The organism is Rossellomorea arthrocnemi, assembly GCF_904424705.1.
Taxonomy (GTDB): Bacteria; Bacillota; Bacilli; order Bacillales; family Bacillaceae_B; genus Rossellomorea; species Rossellomorea arthrocnemi.
Map to the genome: position 1 here is coordinate 270,387 of NZ_CAJGBF010000005.1, position 17,412 is coordinate 287,798.

The 17,412-nt window shown below is 40.7% G+C and carries 15 protein-coding genes; 9 read left to right on the top strand and 6 right to left on the bottom strand.

The features are described 5' to 3' along the window. Positions 1-2 precede the first annotated feature (2 nt). Complete coding sequence (locus BAA9072_RS10190) at positions 3-1,181, bottom strand: ParM/StbA family protein (RefSeq protein ID WP_201714565.1); 1,179 nt, start codon at positions 1,179-1,181, stop codon at positions 3-5. Between the two features lie 592 nt (positions 1,182-1,773). After that, positions 1,774-2,781: an NADP-dependent oxidoreductase gene (locus BAA9072_RS10195; protein ID WP_201714566.1), complete on the bottom strand. Its 1,008-nt coding sequence runs from the start codon at positions 2,779-2,781 to the stop codon at positions 1,774-1,776. Between the two features lie 242 nt (positions 2,782-3,023). On the opposite strand from BAA9072_RS10195, the gene BAA9072_RS10200 reads away from it, so the two are divergent. The 4 genes from BAA9072_RS10200 to BAA9072_RS10215 all read left to right on the top strand — a co-directional run bounded on the left by BAA9072_RS10200 (position 3,024) and on the right by BAA9072_RS10215 (position 7,512). Further along, positions 3,024-3,713, top strand: coding sequence for a response regulator transcription factor (locus BAA9072_RS10200; protein WP_201714567.1), 690 nt, complete (start codon positions 3,024-3,026; stop codon positions 3,711-3,713). Then, positions 3,710-4,714 carry a sensor histidine kinase gene (locus BAA9072_RS10205; protein ID WP_201714568.1) on the top strand — a complete coding sequence of 335 codons (1,005 nt, stop codon included), beginning with the start codon at positions 3,710-3,712 and terminating at the stop codon, positions 4,712-4,714. The genes BAA9072_RS10200 and BAA9072_RS10205 overlap by 4 nt, the downstream gene beginning before the upstream one ends. A gap of 100 nt (positions 4,715-4,814) precedes the next feature. Beyond that, the gene (locus tag BAA9072_RS10210; RefSeq protein ID WP_201714569.1) at positions 4,815-5,576 is read left to right on the top strand and encodes an ABC transporter ATP-binding protein; all 762 of its coding nucleotides are present in this window, start codon (positions 4,815-4,817) and stop codon (positions 5,574-5,576) included. Further along, positions 5,566-7,512, top strand: a complete 1,947-nt coding sequence (locus tag BAA9072_RS10215; protein WP_201714570.1) for an FtsX-like permease family protein — start codon at positions 5,566-5,568, stop codon at positions 7,510-7,512. Before BAA9072_RS10210 ends, BAA9072_RS10215 begins: the two co-directional genes overlap by 11 nt. A 50-nt stretch (positions 7,513-7,562) precedes the next feature. On the opposite strand, the gene BAA9072_RS24495 is transcribed toward BAA9072_RS10215, so the two are convergent. Further along, a complete protein-coding gene (locus BAA9072_RS24495; protein WP_269139944.1) occupies positions 7,563-7,688 on the bottom strand; it encodes a hypothetical protein in 126 nt (41 codons plus the stop codon). A gap of 154 nt (positions 7,689-7,842) precedes the next feature. On the opposite strand from BAA9072_RS24495, the gene BAA9072_RS10220 reads away from it, so the two are divergent. The 3 genes from BAA9072_RS10220 (at position 7,843) to BAA9072_RS10230 (ending at position 11,166) form a co-directional block, all read left to right on the top strand. Then, positions 7,843-8,361: a PH domain-containing protein gene (locus BAA9072_RS10220; protein WP_201714571.1), complete on the top strand. Its 519-nt coding sequence runs from the start codon at positions 7,843-7,845 to the stop codon at positions 8,359-8,361. Beyond that, positions 8,358-9,788, top strand: coding sequence for a PH domain-containing protein (locus tag BAA9072_RS10225; protein WP_201714572.1), 1,431 nt, complete (start codon positions 8,358-8,360; stop codon positions 9,786-9,788). The genes BAA9072_RS10220 and BAA9072_RS10225 overlap by 4 nt, the downstream gene beginning before the upstream one ends. A 187-nt stretch (positions 9,789-9,975) precedes the next feature. Continuing rightward, the gene (locus BAA9072_RS10230) at positions 9,976-11,166 is read left to right on the top strand and encodes an MFS transporter (RefSeq protein WP_201714573.1); all 1,191 of its coding nucleotides are present in this window, start codon (positions 9,976-9,978) and stop codon (positions 11,164-11,166) included. Between the two features lie 442 nt (positions 11,167-11,608). Here the strand turns inward: BAA9072_RS10230 and yiaA are convergent, their stop codons facing one another. Further along, positions 11,609-12,079 carry an inner membrane protein YiaA gene (yiaA, locus tag BAA9072_RS10235; protein WP_201714574.1) on the bottom strand — a complete coding sequence of 157 codons (471 nt, stop codon included), beginning with the start codon at positions 12,077-12,079 and terminating at the stop codon, positions 11,609-11,611. A gap of 352 nt (positions 12,080-12,431) precedes the next feature. Here yiaA and BAA9072_RS10240 point away from each other — a divergent pair, with 352 nt between their 5' ends. Continuing rightward, a complete protein-coding gene (locus tag BAA9072_RS10240; RefSeq protein WP_201714575.1) occupies positions 12,432-13,427 on the top strand; it encodes a tRNA dihydrouridine synthase in 996 nt (331 codons plus the stop codon). Between the two features lie 74 nt (positions 13,428-13,501). Here BAA9072_RS10240 and yeiL read toward each other — a convergent pair whose 3' ends face one another. Next, positions 13,502-14,173: a transcriptional regulator YeiL gene (yeiL, locus tag BAA9072_RS10245; RefSeq protein ID WP_201714576.1), complete on the bottom strand. Its 672-nt coding sequence runs from the start codon at positions 14,171-14,173 to the stop codon at positions 13,502-13,504. Between the two features lie 81 nt (positions 14,174-14,254). On the opposite strand from yeiL, the gene BAA9072_RS10250 reads away from it, so the two are divergent. Continuing rightward, entirely contained in the window at positions 14,255-15,427 is a 1,173-nt protein-coding gene (locus tag BAA9072_RS10250) for an MFS transporter (protein ID WP_201714577.1), read from the top strand. Positions 15,428-15,690: 263 nt separating this feature from the next. On the opposite strand, the gene BAA9072_RS10255 is transcribed toward BAA9072_RS10250, so the two are convergent. Next, positions 15,691-16,203: a CBO0543 family protein gene (locus BAA9072_RS10255; protein ID WP_201714578.1), complete on the bottom strand. Its 513-nt coding sequence runs from the start codon at positions 16,201-16,203 to the stop codon at positions 15,691-15,693. Between the last annotated feature and the right edge of the window lie 1,209 nt (positions 16,204-17,412).

A 17,412-nucleotide genomic window follows, 5' to 3' on the forward strand; every position in this document is an offset into this window, starting at 1 on the left:
CCCTATTTGGTTTTCGCTAATTTTTGTTCTTCTTTTTGGGGTTCTTGTTTTTGGGTTTTTCTTGAGAAATCGGCGATCAACTTGTAGTAAGCATTGGCCATCATCCAAATACTTTCCTTTTCATCTTCGAAAAAGTCAATATTGTACCCATCTAAATTGTTATTAAGGGTTTTGATATACTCCTTCAGGACGCTTGATCCACCACCGATGAAGTAGCAGATTTCCGTTTGGGAGTTCTTTTGCCACATATTGCGAAGGTGACGGTATTGCTTTTTAGCCAGTTCGAGCATGATTCGGTCCACAATATCATGGACGCTTGTCCGACTTCCTTTGACCATGATATGATTACGATCATTTTTCTTCGTGATAATTTCTACCACATCGCGTCGACTGTCAAGCTCAATGCCGTGTCTTGAGCGGATTTCCTCACGAATCAATTCAAGGGATTCAGACACTCCCAGGTTAAATCCCTGCGCCTTATCATCGTCTACTTTTCGATCTTTGATGACCGCGATATCCGTTGATAATCCACCAATATCCTGAATCAAAATGCGCTTATCAACCAAATCCTTATTGATGATATTTGAATTATTATCCATCACAAGGTTGATAAAAGCAGCAAATCCTTCAGGATATACCTTTACTTCATCAAATTTAACATTTACCTTGATGCCTTGATAGCGGGGAGTGACAAGGAACTCGATCTGGTGTACAGAACCTAATAATCTTGAACGGTATCCAACATCTTTTCCTTCCTTCACTTCACGGAGGGGAAGACCTGTTCCGAGCGTATAGTTTGCTTCTATTACGTTATTATTCTTTTTAAAATTAGAATCGTTCCGTGCTGCATCAAGAGCAATAGAAGCAAACAGCATGATCAATGTTTGATCTTCTTCTGATTTACTGCTTCCCGGATCAAGTTCAGTTGAGTTATTGCTCTTCGTTGCAAGATTACCAACACGATAAATCGCATTATTGTCTTTCAGAGCAGGGGAGTGGACACGGATATGTATGCCGTCTAGTGGGTCCTGTGTATCCAGTTCTTCAATTCCGATTATTGGACGATCTTCAATATCTCTTGCGATGACGTTCGGAATATTTACCTCAGCGTCCATCTTTCCAAAAATACCTTTTAAAGAATCATTACCAACATCAATGGCTGCAATTCGAGAGTTCGTCATTAAAATCATCCTTTCATTCATGAGTATGAATTTATCAAAAAATTTCAACTCTTACTCTCAGAGTATACAATTTCTCTCCTCCGGTCAATCCTACTTTTCTATCGAATATAGACGGTTAGCGATAGTGGAGTTGTGTACATTTTCGTATTCTTGTATACATATTTTGTACACATCCTTATAAACCAATATGTGTACCGCTTTGTATACATGTATACATTTTAGTTTACATTTGTGTACTTATTTGTTTACATGTATACAAATAAGTACACTTTCATTTTTTTACATATTCTTACTTCAAATGGTGCTCATTCTACTACTCTATGAAACTAGAAAAATACCTTTTTATTACAACTGTAATGTGGCGGATGAAGAGCAGCTATACAGGAAGAACTAGTGAAAAAACATGCGAATGAAATCAGGAACGAATGTTGGAGAAAATGGCCGATTGAAGAAAAAGTTGTTGGAAAAGGGAATATGCGCCTCGATCTAACTGATCAATAGATGAAAGGAGGCTGGGACATAACTAAATCTATACATTCTAAAGACGAACAATAAGATCACGTGTTAACCCTCCTTTCGTTAGATTCCTTTATTATGGCTTCTTCACCTGTACAACCACCTTCCCCTTGGCTCTACCTGTTTCAACGTACTCTACGGCCTCCTGAGTCTCCTCAAGGGGGTATACTCTATCCACCACAGGGCGGATGCTTCCTTGTTCCACCAGATGCTTGATCTTTGTCAGCTGTTCGCCGCTCGGTTTCATGAATAAGAAGTGATAGTCTACATTAAACCGCTTCTCCAGGGTAGATATATTTCTACTTACGATTGAAAATAGGAATCGTTTCACTAATCCCAAATCGTTTTCTACAGCAAATCTCCCATTTGGCACTGCGGAAACGGAGACGATTTTTCCATGAGGCTTCAGAATGCGAAATGAACGGTTTAGTGAATCCCCGCCTAACGTATCAAATACCGCATCATACCCGTTTAGGATTTCCTCAAATTGGTCTTCCTTGTAATTAATCACCCGATCAGCACCTAGTGAGGAAACCAGGTCATATCCCTTTTCACTTGCCGTTGTGGCAACATATGCCCCCATTTCCTTCGCAAGCTGTATGGCAAATGTCCCTACTCCCCCCGCCCCTGCATGAATAAGGATTTTCTGATTTGGTTTCAGTTCGAGAAGCTCATGGAATGCCTGCCATGTGGTCAGACCTACCAGCGGAAGGGAGGCCGCTTCCACATATGTCAGGTTGTCCGGTTTCAAGGAAATGTCATCCTCGTGGACAGACAGATACTCAGCGAACGTACCGATCCGGTTTTTACGGGGCCTTCCATATACTTCATCGCCAACCTGAAACATACTCACTTTGGATCCTGTTTCAATCACTTTCCCGGAGAAGTCGTTCCCCAACACGAGGGGCATCTTATAGTTTAATAGCATCTTCACCTTTCCATCCCGTATTTTAAAATCAATGGGATTGATGCTCGCTGCGTGAACCTCCACTAACACGTCCCGTTCTCCTACTGCCGGGGTCGGAAGCTCCGTGAGCTCTAATGGGCTATTCTTTCCGTAATTTCTTATGGCCATAGCTTTCAAACTGATCATCCTTCACATAAAGTTTAAATGTTTAATCACATAAACGTATTATGAGTAAATGATCTGCTCCCGTCAACGAATTTGCGTAGGTCTTTCGTATAATTACACCCTATACCGAAGATTTAAAGATCACGACTTCAAGTTCCGCAGCCATTTAGCATTAGCCCTTGTTCGTCTTATGGAAAATACATTCAATTTACTATACAATTTATGTAATCAGTAAGACCGTGGGGGTGATTTATTTGTTCAAACTATTACTAATCGAAGATGACGCAACCTTATTCAATGAAATCAAAGAGAGGCTTTCCCAATGGTCCTATGAGGTATACGGAATCACTGATTTCAATCAGGTGATGCAGGATTTTGCAGAAGTAAAGCCCGATCTCGTCATCATTGACATCCAACTACCTAAATTCGACGGCTTTCACTGGTGCCGGATGATCCGCACGCACTCCAATGTGCCGATCTTATTTCTGTCTTCCCGTGATCACCCGACGGATATGGTCATGTCGATGCAGCTTGGGGCAGATGATTTCATCCAGAAGCCCTTTCATTTCGATGTACTGATAGCAAAGGTCCAGGCGACCCTCAGGAGGGTGTATAACTATAACACGGAGCAGGTCAGCATCAAGACGTGGTGCGGGGCGACCGTTGATTTTGAACGGAACACGGTAGCTAATGAACAGGGGTCCGTTGAACTGACGAAGAATGAAATGTACATTTTGAAGCTCCTCATTGAGCAGAAGAATAAAATTGTAAGCAGGGACGACCTTATTAACAGCCTCTGGGATGACAAACGATTCATCAGTGATAATACGTTGACCGTCAATGTGAACCGCCTCAGGAAGCGCCTTGAAGAAATTGAACTGGGCCGCTTCATTGAAACGAAAGTCGGCCAGGGGTATATGGCCATTGAAGAGGATCCGTTATGATCAGTACCTATATATGGGAGAGAAAAAGCTGGATATCATTTGTGATTGTTCTTCATCTGTTTTGGATCTTTATTGCCTATATTGATTCGGCCATTCCCTTGCAACCGATCTTTTATATGGTTTTTCTATCCATGCTCTTTTTCATCGTTTTTGTTTTCATTCGATACCAGAAGGAAATCCGTTTCTTCAAAAGACTGAAAGAATGGGATCATAATCTCCAAGTTACAGGTGTGGATGCCCCGGATTCACCATTTGAAGAAATCGTATCTGAGAGTTTGTCTGAGCAGGCAACCCTGCTGAGAAAGACTTCATCTGAGAATCGAGTGATGCTCGAACAGGAAAAGGATGACCTTCTGTCCTGGATTCATGAAGTGAAAACCCCGCTGACAGCCATGCATTTGATGATTGAGCGTCTGGAAAACGAACCTTTGAGGGCACCATTAAAATACGAATGGCTTCGTATTCACCTTTTATTGGATCAACAGCTTCATCAGAAGCGGATGACGTTTATGGAGAATGATTTGTACATTGAAGACACGGATCTTGAGAGCGTTATTTTTCAGGAAATAAAAACACTGCAATCCTGGTGCATTCAAAAAGGAATCGGATTTGACCTTCAATTGAATGTAACGAACGTGCTGAGTGATGCGAAATGGCTGGCGTTTATGATCAGGCAGCTTTTGACCAATGCCGTCAAATATAGCACCACATCGGACATAGTGATAGTAAGTGATATACGGGATGGAAAAGTGACTCTAACCATCCAAGATTTCGGTAGGGGGATCGCGCCGAGGGATATGCCAAGAATCTTTGAAAAAGGCTACACCTCCACCCTCGACCACCATGATCACGCCTCAACCGGAATGGGGCTATATCTAACCAAGCGGGTTTCAGAACCCTTGCTTATTTCTGTGGGGATCGAGTCCAAAAGAGGAGAAGGGACCACGGTTACCCTCACCTTTCCAGAGAAAAATGATTTCGTCCAACTTACCGGCGTGTGACAAAAATGTCACATGCTTTTCTGTTTTGTTCGAACAATAAAAGGAAAAGAAGCTTCCTGCTTTTTATAATAAGGGTATCAAATCAAAGGAGTTTTTCACGATGACGATATTAGAAGCAACAAAACTTTATAAAAGCTACGGCAATAAATTCAATAAGCAGGAAGTCTTAAAGGGTATCGACCTGTCGATTCAAAAAGGAGAATTCGTCAGTATCATGGGGGCATCTGGTTCCGGAAAGACCACTCTCTTAAATGTCCTTTCCTCTATCGACAAAGTGAGTGAGGGCTCGATTAAGATTGAGAGCAATGAAATGACGATGATGAAGGAAAAACAACTCGCACAGTTCCGAAAGAATCACCTCGGCTTTATCTTTCAGGATTACAATCTTCTCGACACCCTGACGGTGAAAGAAAATATCCTTCTGCCTTTATCCATCACGAAAACCCCTAAGAAGGAAGCCGATCATAAATTTAATGCCCTTGCTACAGAGCTCGGGATTCTTGAACTGAAAGATAAATATCCGAACGAAATATCAGGCGGGCAGAAACAGCGGACATCCGCCGCACGGGCCTTCATCCATGAACCAAGTATCATATTCGCGGATGAACCGACGGGTGCCCTGGACTCTAAATCGGCCTCTGACCTCTTGAATAAGCTGAGTGAGCTGAATCAAAAGCTGAAGGCGACGATCGTCATGGTCACACATGATCCCGTTGCGGCGAGCTACTGCAGTCGTGTCATCTTTATTAAGGATGGACAGATTTATACCCAGTTAACGAAAGGCGAGCAGGAAAGGCAGCATTTCTTCAAGGACATCATGAAAACCCAAGGTGTGCTGGGCGGTGTACAAAATGAACATTAATACCCTTATCTTCAGGAATTTGAAGAAGAACCTCAAGAATTATTATCTTTATGTATTTGCCCTGGTTTTTAGCGTCGCCCTTTATTTCGCCTTTGTGACCCTGCAGTACGATCCATCCATGGATGCAGCAAAGGGAACCATCAAGGGGGGAGCAGCCGTTCGAGCCGCTTCCGTCTTGCTTGTCGCCATCGTCTCTATTTTTCTTTTGTATGCCAACACCCTCTTCATTAAGAGAAGAAGTAAAGAAATCGGATTATTTCAGTTAATCGGCATGACAAAGAATAAAATCTTTCGCATTTTAAGTGTGGAGAACTTTATCCTATATTTCGGGTCATTAATACTCGGCATCTTAATCGGATTCTCCTTCTCAAAATTGATCATCATGATTTTATTCAACATAACCGGAGTCGAGGCGATCGCCACACTCCACTTCTCCACACAAGCACTCATTCAGACCATCCTGGTTTTCTGTGCGATTTATCTGTTGATCATGTTAATGAATGTTGTATTCATTAAAAGGCAAAGTATACTATCTCTGTTCAGGGTCCGTTCATCAACGGAAACGAAAGTTAAAAAAATGACCAGGTTTGAAATCATCATAGGGGTCTTCGGAATGATCCTGATTGCCTCAGGATACTACGTTTCTTCCAAATTATTCGGCGGGGACTTATCAACCATGCCCCAGCTTTATGGGGCCATGCTCTTCATTCTGGGATCGGTCATTCTCGGTACCTATCTGTTTTATAAAGGTTCTGTAAGTTTCCTATTCAACGTTATCCGCAAGAAGAAAGATGGCTACTTGAATATAAACGAGGTACTCTCTCTTTCGTCCATCATGTTCAGGATGAAATCGAACGCGTTACTATTGACAATCATCACGACGGTATCAGCCTTGGCAATCGCATTATTGTCGTTAAGCTATATCGGCTATTACTCAGCTGAAAAAACAGCTGAAAATAATGTACCGACTGATTTTTCTTTTACAAATGTACAAGACTTCCAGCAATTCAAAGATGCCCTCCTTGAAAAAGGGATTGAATACAAGAAAGAAGAGATCGAAGTCATCGAAGTCATGGTCAACCTGAAAGGGATCACAGAGTCTGAATTTGGTGAACTGAACGGTTCGCTCGATGCCATGCCCAATTCAGTCATCAGCGAGAAAAGCGTTAGGGGTGTCGATGTAAAAGAAGACGAAACAGTCTTTACAGGCTATAGCGACTTACTCCAAAAGGTCATTCCGTTACACGATTCAGGGATGACAGAACTGAAAGGAGAAAGGGAGGTCACCAAGCTTAAGTATTTGGGAATGCGGGATGAATATCCAATTTCATGGTATTTTACAGCAGGTGGATCACCGGTCGTGGTTGTGGATGACCATGTCTTCCAACAGTTAAAAAGGGATCTGGATCCTTCGATTCAGAAGGAATCTTCACTCTATATCGGCGTGACCATCGAAGAAGAAAAAGACCTTATGAACGCAAACGACCTTTTCCATGAATTAAACCTTGATGAAGGGTGGGCAAATGACTCCCAGTTCGACATGAAAGCCGAACAGAAACAAAACATCGGACTTATCATGTTCATCGTCGGATTCCTCGGCCTCACCTTCCTGATCACATCGGGCTGTATCCTGTACTTTAAACAAATGGATGAAAGTGAAGATGAGAAACCGAACTATACGATTTTACGTAAATTAGGATTTACTCAAGGGGACTTACTGAGAGGCATTCAAGGTAAACAACTCTTCAGCTTCGGAATCCCACTTCTCATCGGTCTCCTGCACAGTTACTTCGCTGTCCAATCCGGATGGTTCCTGTTCGGTGCCGAGGTTTGGACACCAATGATCATTGTGATGGGATTATATACGGTGTTATATTCCATTTTCGGTGTATTATCGGTCCTGTATTATAAAAAAGTGATTAAAACATCTCTATAACAGAAAGAACCCTCCCCTTGATCGGGAGGGTTCTTTTATGTAGTGCGAAATTACTTTCTTTTCTGGCTTTTAATTTTATTCATTTCAAGTTCGGCAGCGTATTCTTCCTGGGATTTCCCTTGTTTGAAGCTTTCAGACTGGATTTTTTTGAATTTGTTATCGTTTTGATTAGGCATGTTTACACCTCCCTGCAACAAGGGATAGTATACCCTTTTTAAAGAAAATTATTCTCTTCATCTATGTACCTATCGCATACCTTTTTTCCAAAAATAAGCAGAATGACGAAACCTTTCATTTCATAAACCGTATGTTAAGTCAGAGGTGAATGAAATGTACATACACATACCTGAACCAACGAAAACCATATCCAAAAAAGCCATCATAGTCTGGCGGATATCCAACACGATCGGACATACAACAGCACTATTCATCATCGGGGTCCTGATAATATGCAGTGACCGATTCGAATGGTACGACTGGATTGGGATCGTTCTTTACATTCTTGGAGGACTTTTCATTGTCTCCTCCATTTTCTCCATCCTCATTGAACCGATTTATCTGCAAAGAACATGGCGCTATCAGGTCGATCAGGAATTCGTTCAATTAAAATTCGGGAACTGGCAGCAGCACCACGTATTGATTCCCATGGAGAAAGTGGAATTCGTCAGAACAGAACAGGGACCCATTATGCGTCGGTATGACCTTTATGACCTTGAAATCGGTACCACGACCTCCAATCATAAAATACCGGCCATCCCGGGAAATGTGGCGAAGACATTAAAAGGAGAAATTGCCGTCTTCGCAAAGCTAAGAGACAACGATTCTGAGGAAGGAGAAAAAGGAGCATGATGCTTTCTTCCAAACGATATCACCCGGCAATCATCATTGTGGAGTTGGTTTCATCTGCGAAGAACCTTTTAGGATTTTATATCCTCCTCTTCCTTCTGAAGGCGAATTCAACAGCAGGCTGGGTGCTGTGGGGCCGCTACGCATTATTGATAGCAACAATTGGTTCGGTCCTTTCCATTGTTGCCAAGTGGAGCTTTAACCGGTATAAACTAGAAACAAAATCCATCATTTTCACAGAAGGGTTATTCGTAAAAAAGCAAAAAACGGTCGACTGGGACAGAATCCACAGCCATAGAACCCACACCACCTTCATTCATCGATGGTTCGGATTAACTTCTGTAACCATGGAGACAGGGACAAGTGGAGAAAACGCCCAATTTGAATTTCCCGTGATTACCAAGGAAGAGAAGGAGCGGATCCTGTCTCACCTTGAACAAAAGCAAGGAATGGGGGAAATTGAGGAAGGTAAAACGACGGAACGTACGGTACACTTTCAAACGACCAGGAATGACATGTTCAAAGCATCTTTCACATCACTCAGTTTCCTGGCGATATTTCCGTTATTAAGTGCCATCTATTTCAATTTGGCCGATTTCTTTGCCATTGAAGAATCAGCTGAAAGTGCGTGGCACTACTTACTCAACCATATATGGATCCTTGCCGTCCTTTTCCTTGTTGCCATGGTCCTGTCCTTCTTGATCGGCTTCCTCAAGACGTCCATCAAATATGGAAACTATGTCATAAGCGATGACCATGAATGGATTTATATAGAAAAGGGGATCGGGAATGAAGTCAGTTTCTCGATTCCAAAGAATAAAGTACAAGCCGTCAGAGTAGAACAATCCATTATAAAAAGGATACTTGGTCTCGTATCGATCAAGCTGATCAGTGCAGGCTCCTCAGAAGGGCAAGCAGAGGAAATCAGTTCTTTCTATCCATTTATGCCAAAACGTAAAGCATATGCCGTGCTGCACACCATCCTTCCCCACTACCCAGTCAAGGAAGAGATGGAACGTTTCCCCCTTAAAGTCCTTTGGCTGAAGCTAATCCAACCGTACTATCTGACGATTACTTCTGTAGCTGGACTATGGTTCTTTAAGGTGGAATGGCTATGGATGGCAGTGATTGTTTTCGTGATATCCGTCCTCCTGCGAATCCTTGATCATTCCTTTACAAGTTATACCCGTCACGGCCAAATCGTCCAAATTCGTAAAGGAGGGTGGTTGAACGAAACTTTCGTCACCCACCGTGACAGGATCCAGCAGGTGACAGTTCAGCATTCCTGGCTCGAGCGGAAGTTTAATGTGGCGACCATCACCTTCTCAAATCGGGCAAATCCGACCCACGAGAGTTTGTTGTTCGGGGTATCGAGTGAAGAAGCGGGTATGTTTTATGAGTGGTACCAAAAGAAATCCGTCTCTGGTTAGGCGGATTTCTTTTTTTCATAGAAGAACTTAATAAGGTAAAGCAGGACAGTACGTGAATTTGGTCCTGTCCTGTTTGTTTATCCTAATTTCCTTAAAGGGTTATTGTAAAAAAATATTTTATGGTATGATGATTAAATTGTTTGCCCATTTTATCCTAATGGATATTCATCTTAGAAAAGAGGTACTTATGCAAGAGACTGTATTATCTAAAAAACATTGGTTTCTCATTTTAACCCTTACGTTACTTACATTTGTTCTCGGGACAAGCGAGTTTGTCATCGTCGGGATCTTAACGGAGATTTCTTCCAGTCTCCATATATCGAATGCAAAGGCAGGTACGCTCGTTTCAGCGTTTGCCATCACATTTGCCATCGCCACCCCCATTGTGATGTCTGCAACAAGTCATTTTCCTAAACGAAGATGGATGTTGTTTTTGATAGGGTCCTTCATCGTTTTGAATGCTTTGTGTGTCATTTCTACAAGCTACATCATGCTTCTGGTACTTCGAATGCTGACAGCCATTGTCACAGGAGTATTAATATCCCTTGCCATGACGATCGCCAGCGAAGCGATTCCGGTTACAAAACGCGGCGTGGCCATCTCATTCGTTTTCGGTGGATTCACCCTTGCAAACGTGATTGGAGTTCCCATCGGCACAGTGATAGCCGAATGGTACGACTGGCATGCTACGTTCCTATTAACGACATTACTTGGTGCGATAGCCTTTTTGGCATCTTTCATGAATTTGCCAAGTAAACTCAGCCAATACCGCAGTTCCATGCGTGATCAGTTTTCTTTATTGACTCACCCAAGAATCCTGATGGCTTTCTTCATTCCATCCCTTGGATTCGGTGCCACCTATGCGGTATTTACGTATCTTGTTCCCATCCTGAACATGATGGAAGCACCAAGCAATTCCATCAGCTTGATCCTGTTTGCCTATGGATTCATCTCGATATTCAGCAACATCCTGGCCGGAAAGATTGCCAGTCACAATGCCATCGGACGCCTCCGATTCGTTTTCTTTATCCAGGCATTTGTGCTGTTTGCCTTGTACTTTACGACCGGGCATTTTATCATTGGATTGATTAACATCGGATTGATGTCCTTGATGGCCATCCTCCTGACTACATCAACCCAGCTTTACTTAATCGACCTTGCCGGTGTGTATCAACCAAAAGCGACAGGTCTTGCCGCTTCCCTGATGCCCGTTGCAAGCAATGTCGGTATCGCCATGGGATCAGCGCTCGGAGGCCTTGTTTACCATTCAGGGCCGTTGCTGAATGTGACACTTGTTGGCGGAGTAGTTGCGATCTGTGCAAGTTTACTGACCTTCTTAAGCTATCGTTTAGATCAAAAGCACGAGACACAATCATAAAGACATGACAAAAGAAAAAGTATCCAGAACACAATGTTGTTATTGGATACTTTTTTATTATTATCGGGGTTTCCTGTGAAAACTTTTTGGGATTCTAGTTGGATTTTCAAGATAAAGAATCATGCGAGAAATGATATGGATCGTGCCGGATTTAGGATTTTCGTGCGAGTGATGGTTTATTCATGCGAGATTTCATAAAATCATGCGACTTTTCGAATATTTGTGCCGGGATGTCGAATTTTCTATATTCAGCAGCAATCCAGTCCTTCCTCACATGGATACTCCAGTATTAAAACGATTAATTAACATCCATAGAGGTGAAGATTTCTGAAAGGTATTACGGTTGGTGTACGCTAAAGATGGAAGCCTGGGGATACGGAATTCTTTTCCGAATCGCATGAACGATAAAGGGAGGTACTGCAAGCACCCCCCCCCTAGATTATCAGTTCCTATCTCTTGCTACCTGCGAATCCCGAATATTTTTCTGAATCGTGATTGCCGCGAATAGACTAAGGACAAATGACATACCATAGAATCCTTTTTCGCTTAAGGTGATACTTCCGGCATTATAAAGCCCGATTGTCATCAAGGATATAGCCACAATCACGGCAAACCAGCTGAGCCCGTAATAGATGCCCGAAACCGGGATATCCTCTTCCTTGTCCCTTACCGCTTTTTGCAACGATACAGCTGCATAAAGCCCGAAGACCAATACAGCAAAGTAATACCCTTTCTCATTCAGTTCCATACCGGCATTGAACAGGCCTATCAAATATGCGGACACACCTATCACCAATGCTGCCCAACTTGCTCCTTTAAAAGCAGCTGTCGGTTCCCCTTCTTTTCTCTCCACCTTAATCTTAGGTTTCTTGTCATCGTTCTTCACTAACGGATTTTCATTGAAATCAGACATCAGCCGCTCCCCTTTATTGTCATTCAATTTGCAGAAATAATCCTGTTACCCTAAGAATCATTATAGCAATTTTTTACATATTTTGTTTACAATTAATGAGTGAAATTTTTTATTGAAGGCTACTTGCAAAGGGTTAGAATCCTTGTGGAATTCCCCCTATTTCCTTACCTTATACGGTTTCTCCTTTACTTAAGGATGAAACAAAACGAATCGTTCCCTTGCACTTTTTGTTTATTACGATTAAAGTATATACTGGTTGAAATCTATTCTAACTGGGAATGGATAAGACTAAATCAATTTACTTTTTAATTTTGGGAACATGTTTTCCTTAAGGAAAGGGTTTAAATATACTATGAAGAATAATTTTTGGCATGAGTTGCCTCGGCCGTTCTTTGTTCTGGCACCGATGGAAGCCGTGACCGATGTCGTTTTTCGTCATGTCGTGAGTGAAGCGGCAAGACCTGACGTGTTTTTCACAGAGTTCACGAATACGGAAAGTTACTGTCATCCGAAAGGAAAAGACAGCGTACGCGGGCGTCTGACGTTCACGGAAGATGAACAGCCGATCGTCGCCCATATTTGGGGGGATAAACCCGAATACTTCCGTGAAATGAGTATCGGTGTGGCTAAAATGGGCTTTCGCGGAATTGATATCAACATGGGGTGCCCTGTGCACAATGTGGCGGCCAACGGGAAAGGATCCGGCCTGATCCGCAGACCGGATACCGCGGCGGAAATCATCCAGGCAGCGAAAGCAGGAGGACTTCCCGTCAGTGTGAAGACCCGTCTAGGCTATACGAAAGTGGAAGAATGGCACGACTGGCTGAAGCATCTGTTGGAACAGGACATTGTCAATCTTTCCATCCATCTCCGCACGAAAAAGGAAATGAGTGACGTCGATGCTCACTGGGAACTGATTCCTGAGATCATGAAACTGCGTGACGAGGTCGCTCCTAATACATTGCTGACGATCAACGGAGATATTCCTGATCGTGAAAAGGGACTTGAACTCGCTGAGAAATACGGAGTGGACGGCATTATGATCGGAAGGGGGATTTTCCACAACCCATTCGCTTTCGAGACCGAGAAGAAAGAGCATACCAGCCAAGAACTGCTCGATCTTCTGCGACTACAGCTCGATCTTCATGATAAGTACTCCGAAGAGCTCGAGCCGCGGCAATTCAAACCACTTCGCCGCTTCTTTAAGATTTACGTCCGGGGGTTCAGGGGAGCAAGTGAGCTGAGAAATCGACTCATGGAATCAGAATCCACTGACGAAGTTCGCGCGTTGCTTGATGAGTATGCTGATAGAGTGAGAGATGAGGAAGGCTTTTCTGTAACTAAGTAAAGCTCCTTTGTGAAAAAGGGTCAGACCCACGTCTGACCTTTTTTTACTGCCTTGCTTCCTCATGAAATACCAATTTACTTATTCTTAATCGCTTCGGCAAGCTTAAACAAAGCATTCTGCTGATTAATCCGATAGTTCCTTCCTTCTTTTTCCAAATACCCTTTATCACAAAACTGTGTCAGAACATATAATAGGTGGCGGTAAGAGACTCCTAAATAATCACAAACAATAACGTGCTTTTCTAGGTAAACTCCTTTATCAGCCGTTTGTAAAATAAAGTCTGCCAGCCTATTTTCTAAGGGAAAAGCAAGGCTTTGTGAGTACTTAGCTGCCATTAAAGTTGCTTTCACACTCAAAAATTTTGTTAATTCTCGAAGGAATCTTGCATCTTCAAGTAGTTTGTTACGATATTTGGAAAAAGGCATTGCAAAACAGACTGTTTTTGTGGATGCTTGAATTCCTTTTGTATAGTACACATCGTTTAATAATTCCATTTCACCAATATAATCATGCGCGTTAATAAAGTTAATAAGCGATACTTTCCCATTTTGATGCGTTACATATATTTTCGCTTTTCCTTCTGTCACATAAAATAAAAAATCAGGCCTTTTTCCTTCTTGAATGATCCACTCATCACGCTTATATTCTCTTACTTCTAGATATTCTTCCATTTGAAAAGAAAATTGATGAGCGATTGAGTGACTCTCTAAATATAAACGTTTTTTCTCACCTTTATAAATTTCCATCTTCCACCTCAAAAATATGAGAAATCTCATATTAATCTTTTCTATCCTCATGATATCATGCGATTGATAAGGAGGATACGAATGAATACACAACGTTGGATGAGCACACACTTTTTTAGTTTTTTTCTGACATGGGGAATCTTTCTACCATATTGGTCAGGCTGGATGATTCATACAAAAGGTATTACGGTTTCAGAAGCCAGTTTAATTATGAGTATCGGTTTAGTTGCAAGGGGCCTCTCTACACTTTTTGCTTTTCCATATTTATTAGAAAAAGTTAGTAATAAAACACTTTTAAACGTAGCTGGAATGGGAACATTTATCGCGATCCTTTGCTATATCCCGGCTGATTCGTTTACCACCTTACTAATCGTAACCGTCATTTTACACATCTTTTACCCAACCTTAATGCCAGCTTTAGATAGCGTTGCCGGTGTTCTTGTACAAAGTAAACAATTGAAGCATTATGGAAAAAGTCGTCAGTGGGGTTCCATCGGATTTGTTTCCGTTGGTATTTTGTTAACGATATTCACAGGAATGTTTGGAGATCATGTTATTTTTTGGGCATTGTTGCTTGGCATTAGCTGCTTTGTTGTTCTTAGCTTCACCAATGCCCCAGACATTTTATTGAAGAAACCGCAAGTAAATCAAAAGATGAAGGTGAATCTATTAGATTTATTCCGCACTAAACATTTTCTGGTTGTACTTATTATTGTTGTGCTGCTTCAAGCTGCCCACGCTACTTATTACAATTATGGCTATATCTTTTTACAAGAGATTAATGCACCCATTTATCTCATCGGTGTAATCATTAACATTGCCGTCATTGCAGAAATTATCTTTTTCTCGATTGCTGATAAACGCTTTAATCAATTTTCACCAGGAACCTTATTGGCATTAGCTGCAGCTGGATCTTCTCTGAGGTGGGTGTTAGTGTTTACTTTCCCAAACGTTATTGTGTTTTGCATTGCACAGACCCTACATGCATTTTCGTTTGCCATGGGGCACTATGCGTTTATGAAATACTTAACAATGAACATTCCACCTACACACATACCAAAAGCTCAAGGCATGTATTCAGCCTTTGCACTTAGCTGGAGCACGGCGGTGTTTACGATCTTCGGAGGGTTCCTTTATGAATTTGAGCCCAGATATGCCTTCCTCGGAATGCTCGCTTGCAGCCTACCAGCCATGTTCATTGCCCTTGTATACCGAAAACTAGAAGTTGAAAAGAAAGTTCTAGTGTCTGCTTAAGCATCTTACTAAATTTTGCACTTTTTATAAAAAGAAGAAGTTTGTCTCTATTGGACAAACTTCTTCTTTTCTGTGTATATTATGGTTCACCGTGATATATCTAAATGAGGTCTTTTTTATTTTATTGAGAGTAGATTTTTTTCGTAACTATCCTTTCTTTAAAATGTATAAACATAGTCGTATTTCAATCATAAAATCTATTCTTGGAATACCGTTAATCCAATGGTTTCCTTTGAATCCAAAAATGATGGTGATTTAATGAATCAACTAGTTGAAGTCCATTTGTAAGAGTGTTTCATTTCAATTAAGTTCGAAAGCCAAATGTTAGCTGCAAATACAACCATATAAGTGAAAAAGGATAAATACAATTTCCAACCTGTATATGTAAAAACATGAAACTTTACTGAAATCCATTCTATAGCTGTCGCTACTCCTGCCCAAAAAATAATATAAGAAAGATGCTTTAGACCTTTGGGTTTGTTACGTTGATAGAAGTTTACTACAAAGTAAGGAAGAGTAGGGTAAGTTACAAAGTGCAATAATTCATCAAATAATTCATGCTTCTTATGATCGATCGTAAAGTATAATTCATATGGTTTTACACCAATGGTAATATCAGCTGACAAAGCGAGAAAGACATTAAATGTCCAAATAATAGTGATGGTAACAGCAGTCAAGCGCCTAGGTAATATAAACATAAGGGCCCAAGTAAGCACTGTGGAAATGATAATAAATATTTCATTTGAATCAAATTTCTCAGGAAGAGGTAAAATCATGTCGTATTCACCTCTTTCTCTTTATGAATAAGTTTTTCTAAGTAAAAGGAGTAAATAGCCAACAATAAGGTAATTAGACTGTATCTCAAGCATGAATAAAATACATTCCAATTTACCCATTCCAAATATCCCATATGAACGAATACTATTTCAATTGAAACAAGTGCTGTTAAGAAGATGAAGAGATAAATAAGTTTACTCATAATAGTTCTCTTAGAGAACAAAATATAAATAAACCATAAAAGTAACGCTGGCTTGAGTGACAACTCAGGAATTTTTTGTGTCCAAAAAATTAATTGATTTGGAGCTTGCTTTGTAAGTTCTAAATTTAAATTAATGATTAGACCTGTATTTGTAATAAGAATATTGGATAAAAAATAGCAGCCCAAGACATTAGTGACGTTCATTTTCTTCATCAAGATGTACAAGTAAATAAAGGATAGTATTCCTAAAATTAGAAAAAACCACAATGTTTTAATATTAGTCACCACTTTTATTTATATCTACATTATTTTGTACATAAATGTCAAAAATAAACCATTTTTTATGAGATGGATTGTTTCACCTTCCCATATGATACTAACTTGAATGAAGCCCTTTTAAAGGAAAAAAGTTCTTAACAGCATTTCTATAGGCCTCGGATACATCTCAGGACACAATAAAGGGACACCTAGACATAATGCGGTCTAGGTGTCCCTTTATTTCTTTGCATAGAATAAAAACCTCATTTACTTATGATACGGTTCACCGTAGTTATTTAAGAGGCAAAAAAGGCATTAGAAAACTCCTATCTAATGTCTTTTTTTGTGACTTTATTTTCAACTTGCTTTCACTAAATCCACCTATAATACGTTAGCAAAATGAAAGCGAGGTATTAACTCTAACTCCATTTAAAAGTATATACTTAAGCTAGAAATTTTTATATTTCAGATAGGTTTTTGATCATATTCCTAGATGGATATCAATCAGCTAACACTATGTATTCTTCTAAACTTTATAATTCAAATTTCACAATATATTTGTATATCATCTTTATTTTATTGAGACAATTATATTATGGAGGAAATAAAAAAGTCCCTAACGGTATCGACCCCCAAAAGTTAGAGTAGACAACTAACTTTTGGGGGTGTTTTTATGGCTAAATATAGTGAGGAATTTAAACTAAAACTTGTCACCGAGTATCTGGATGGCCATCTTGGATATAAATCA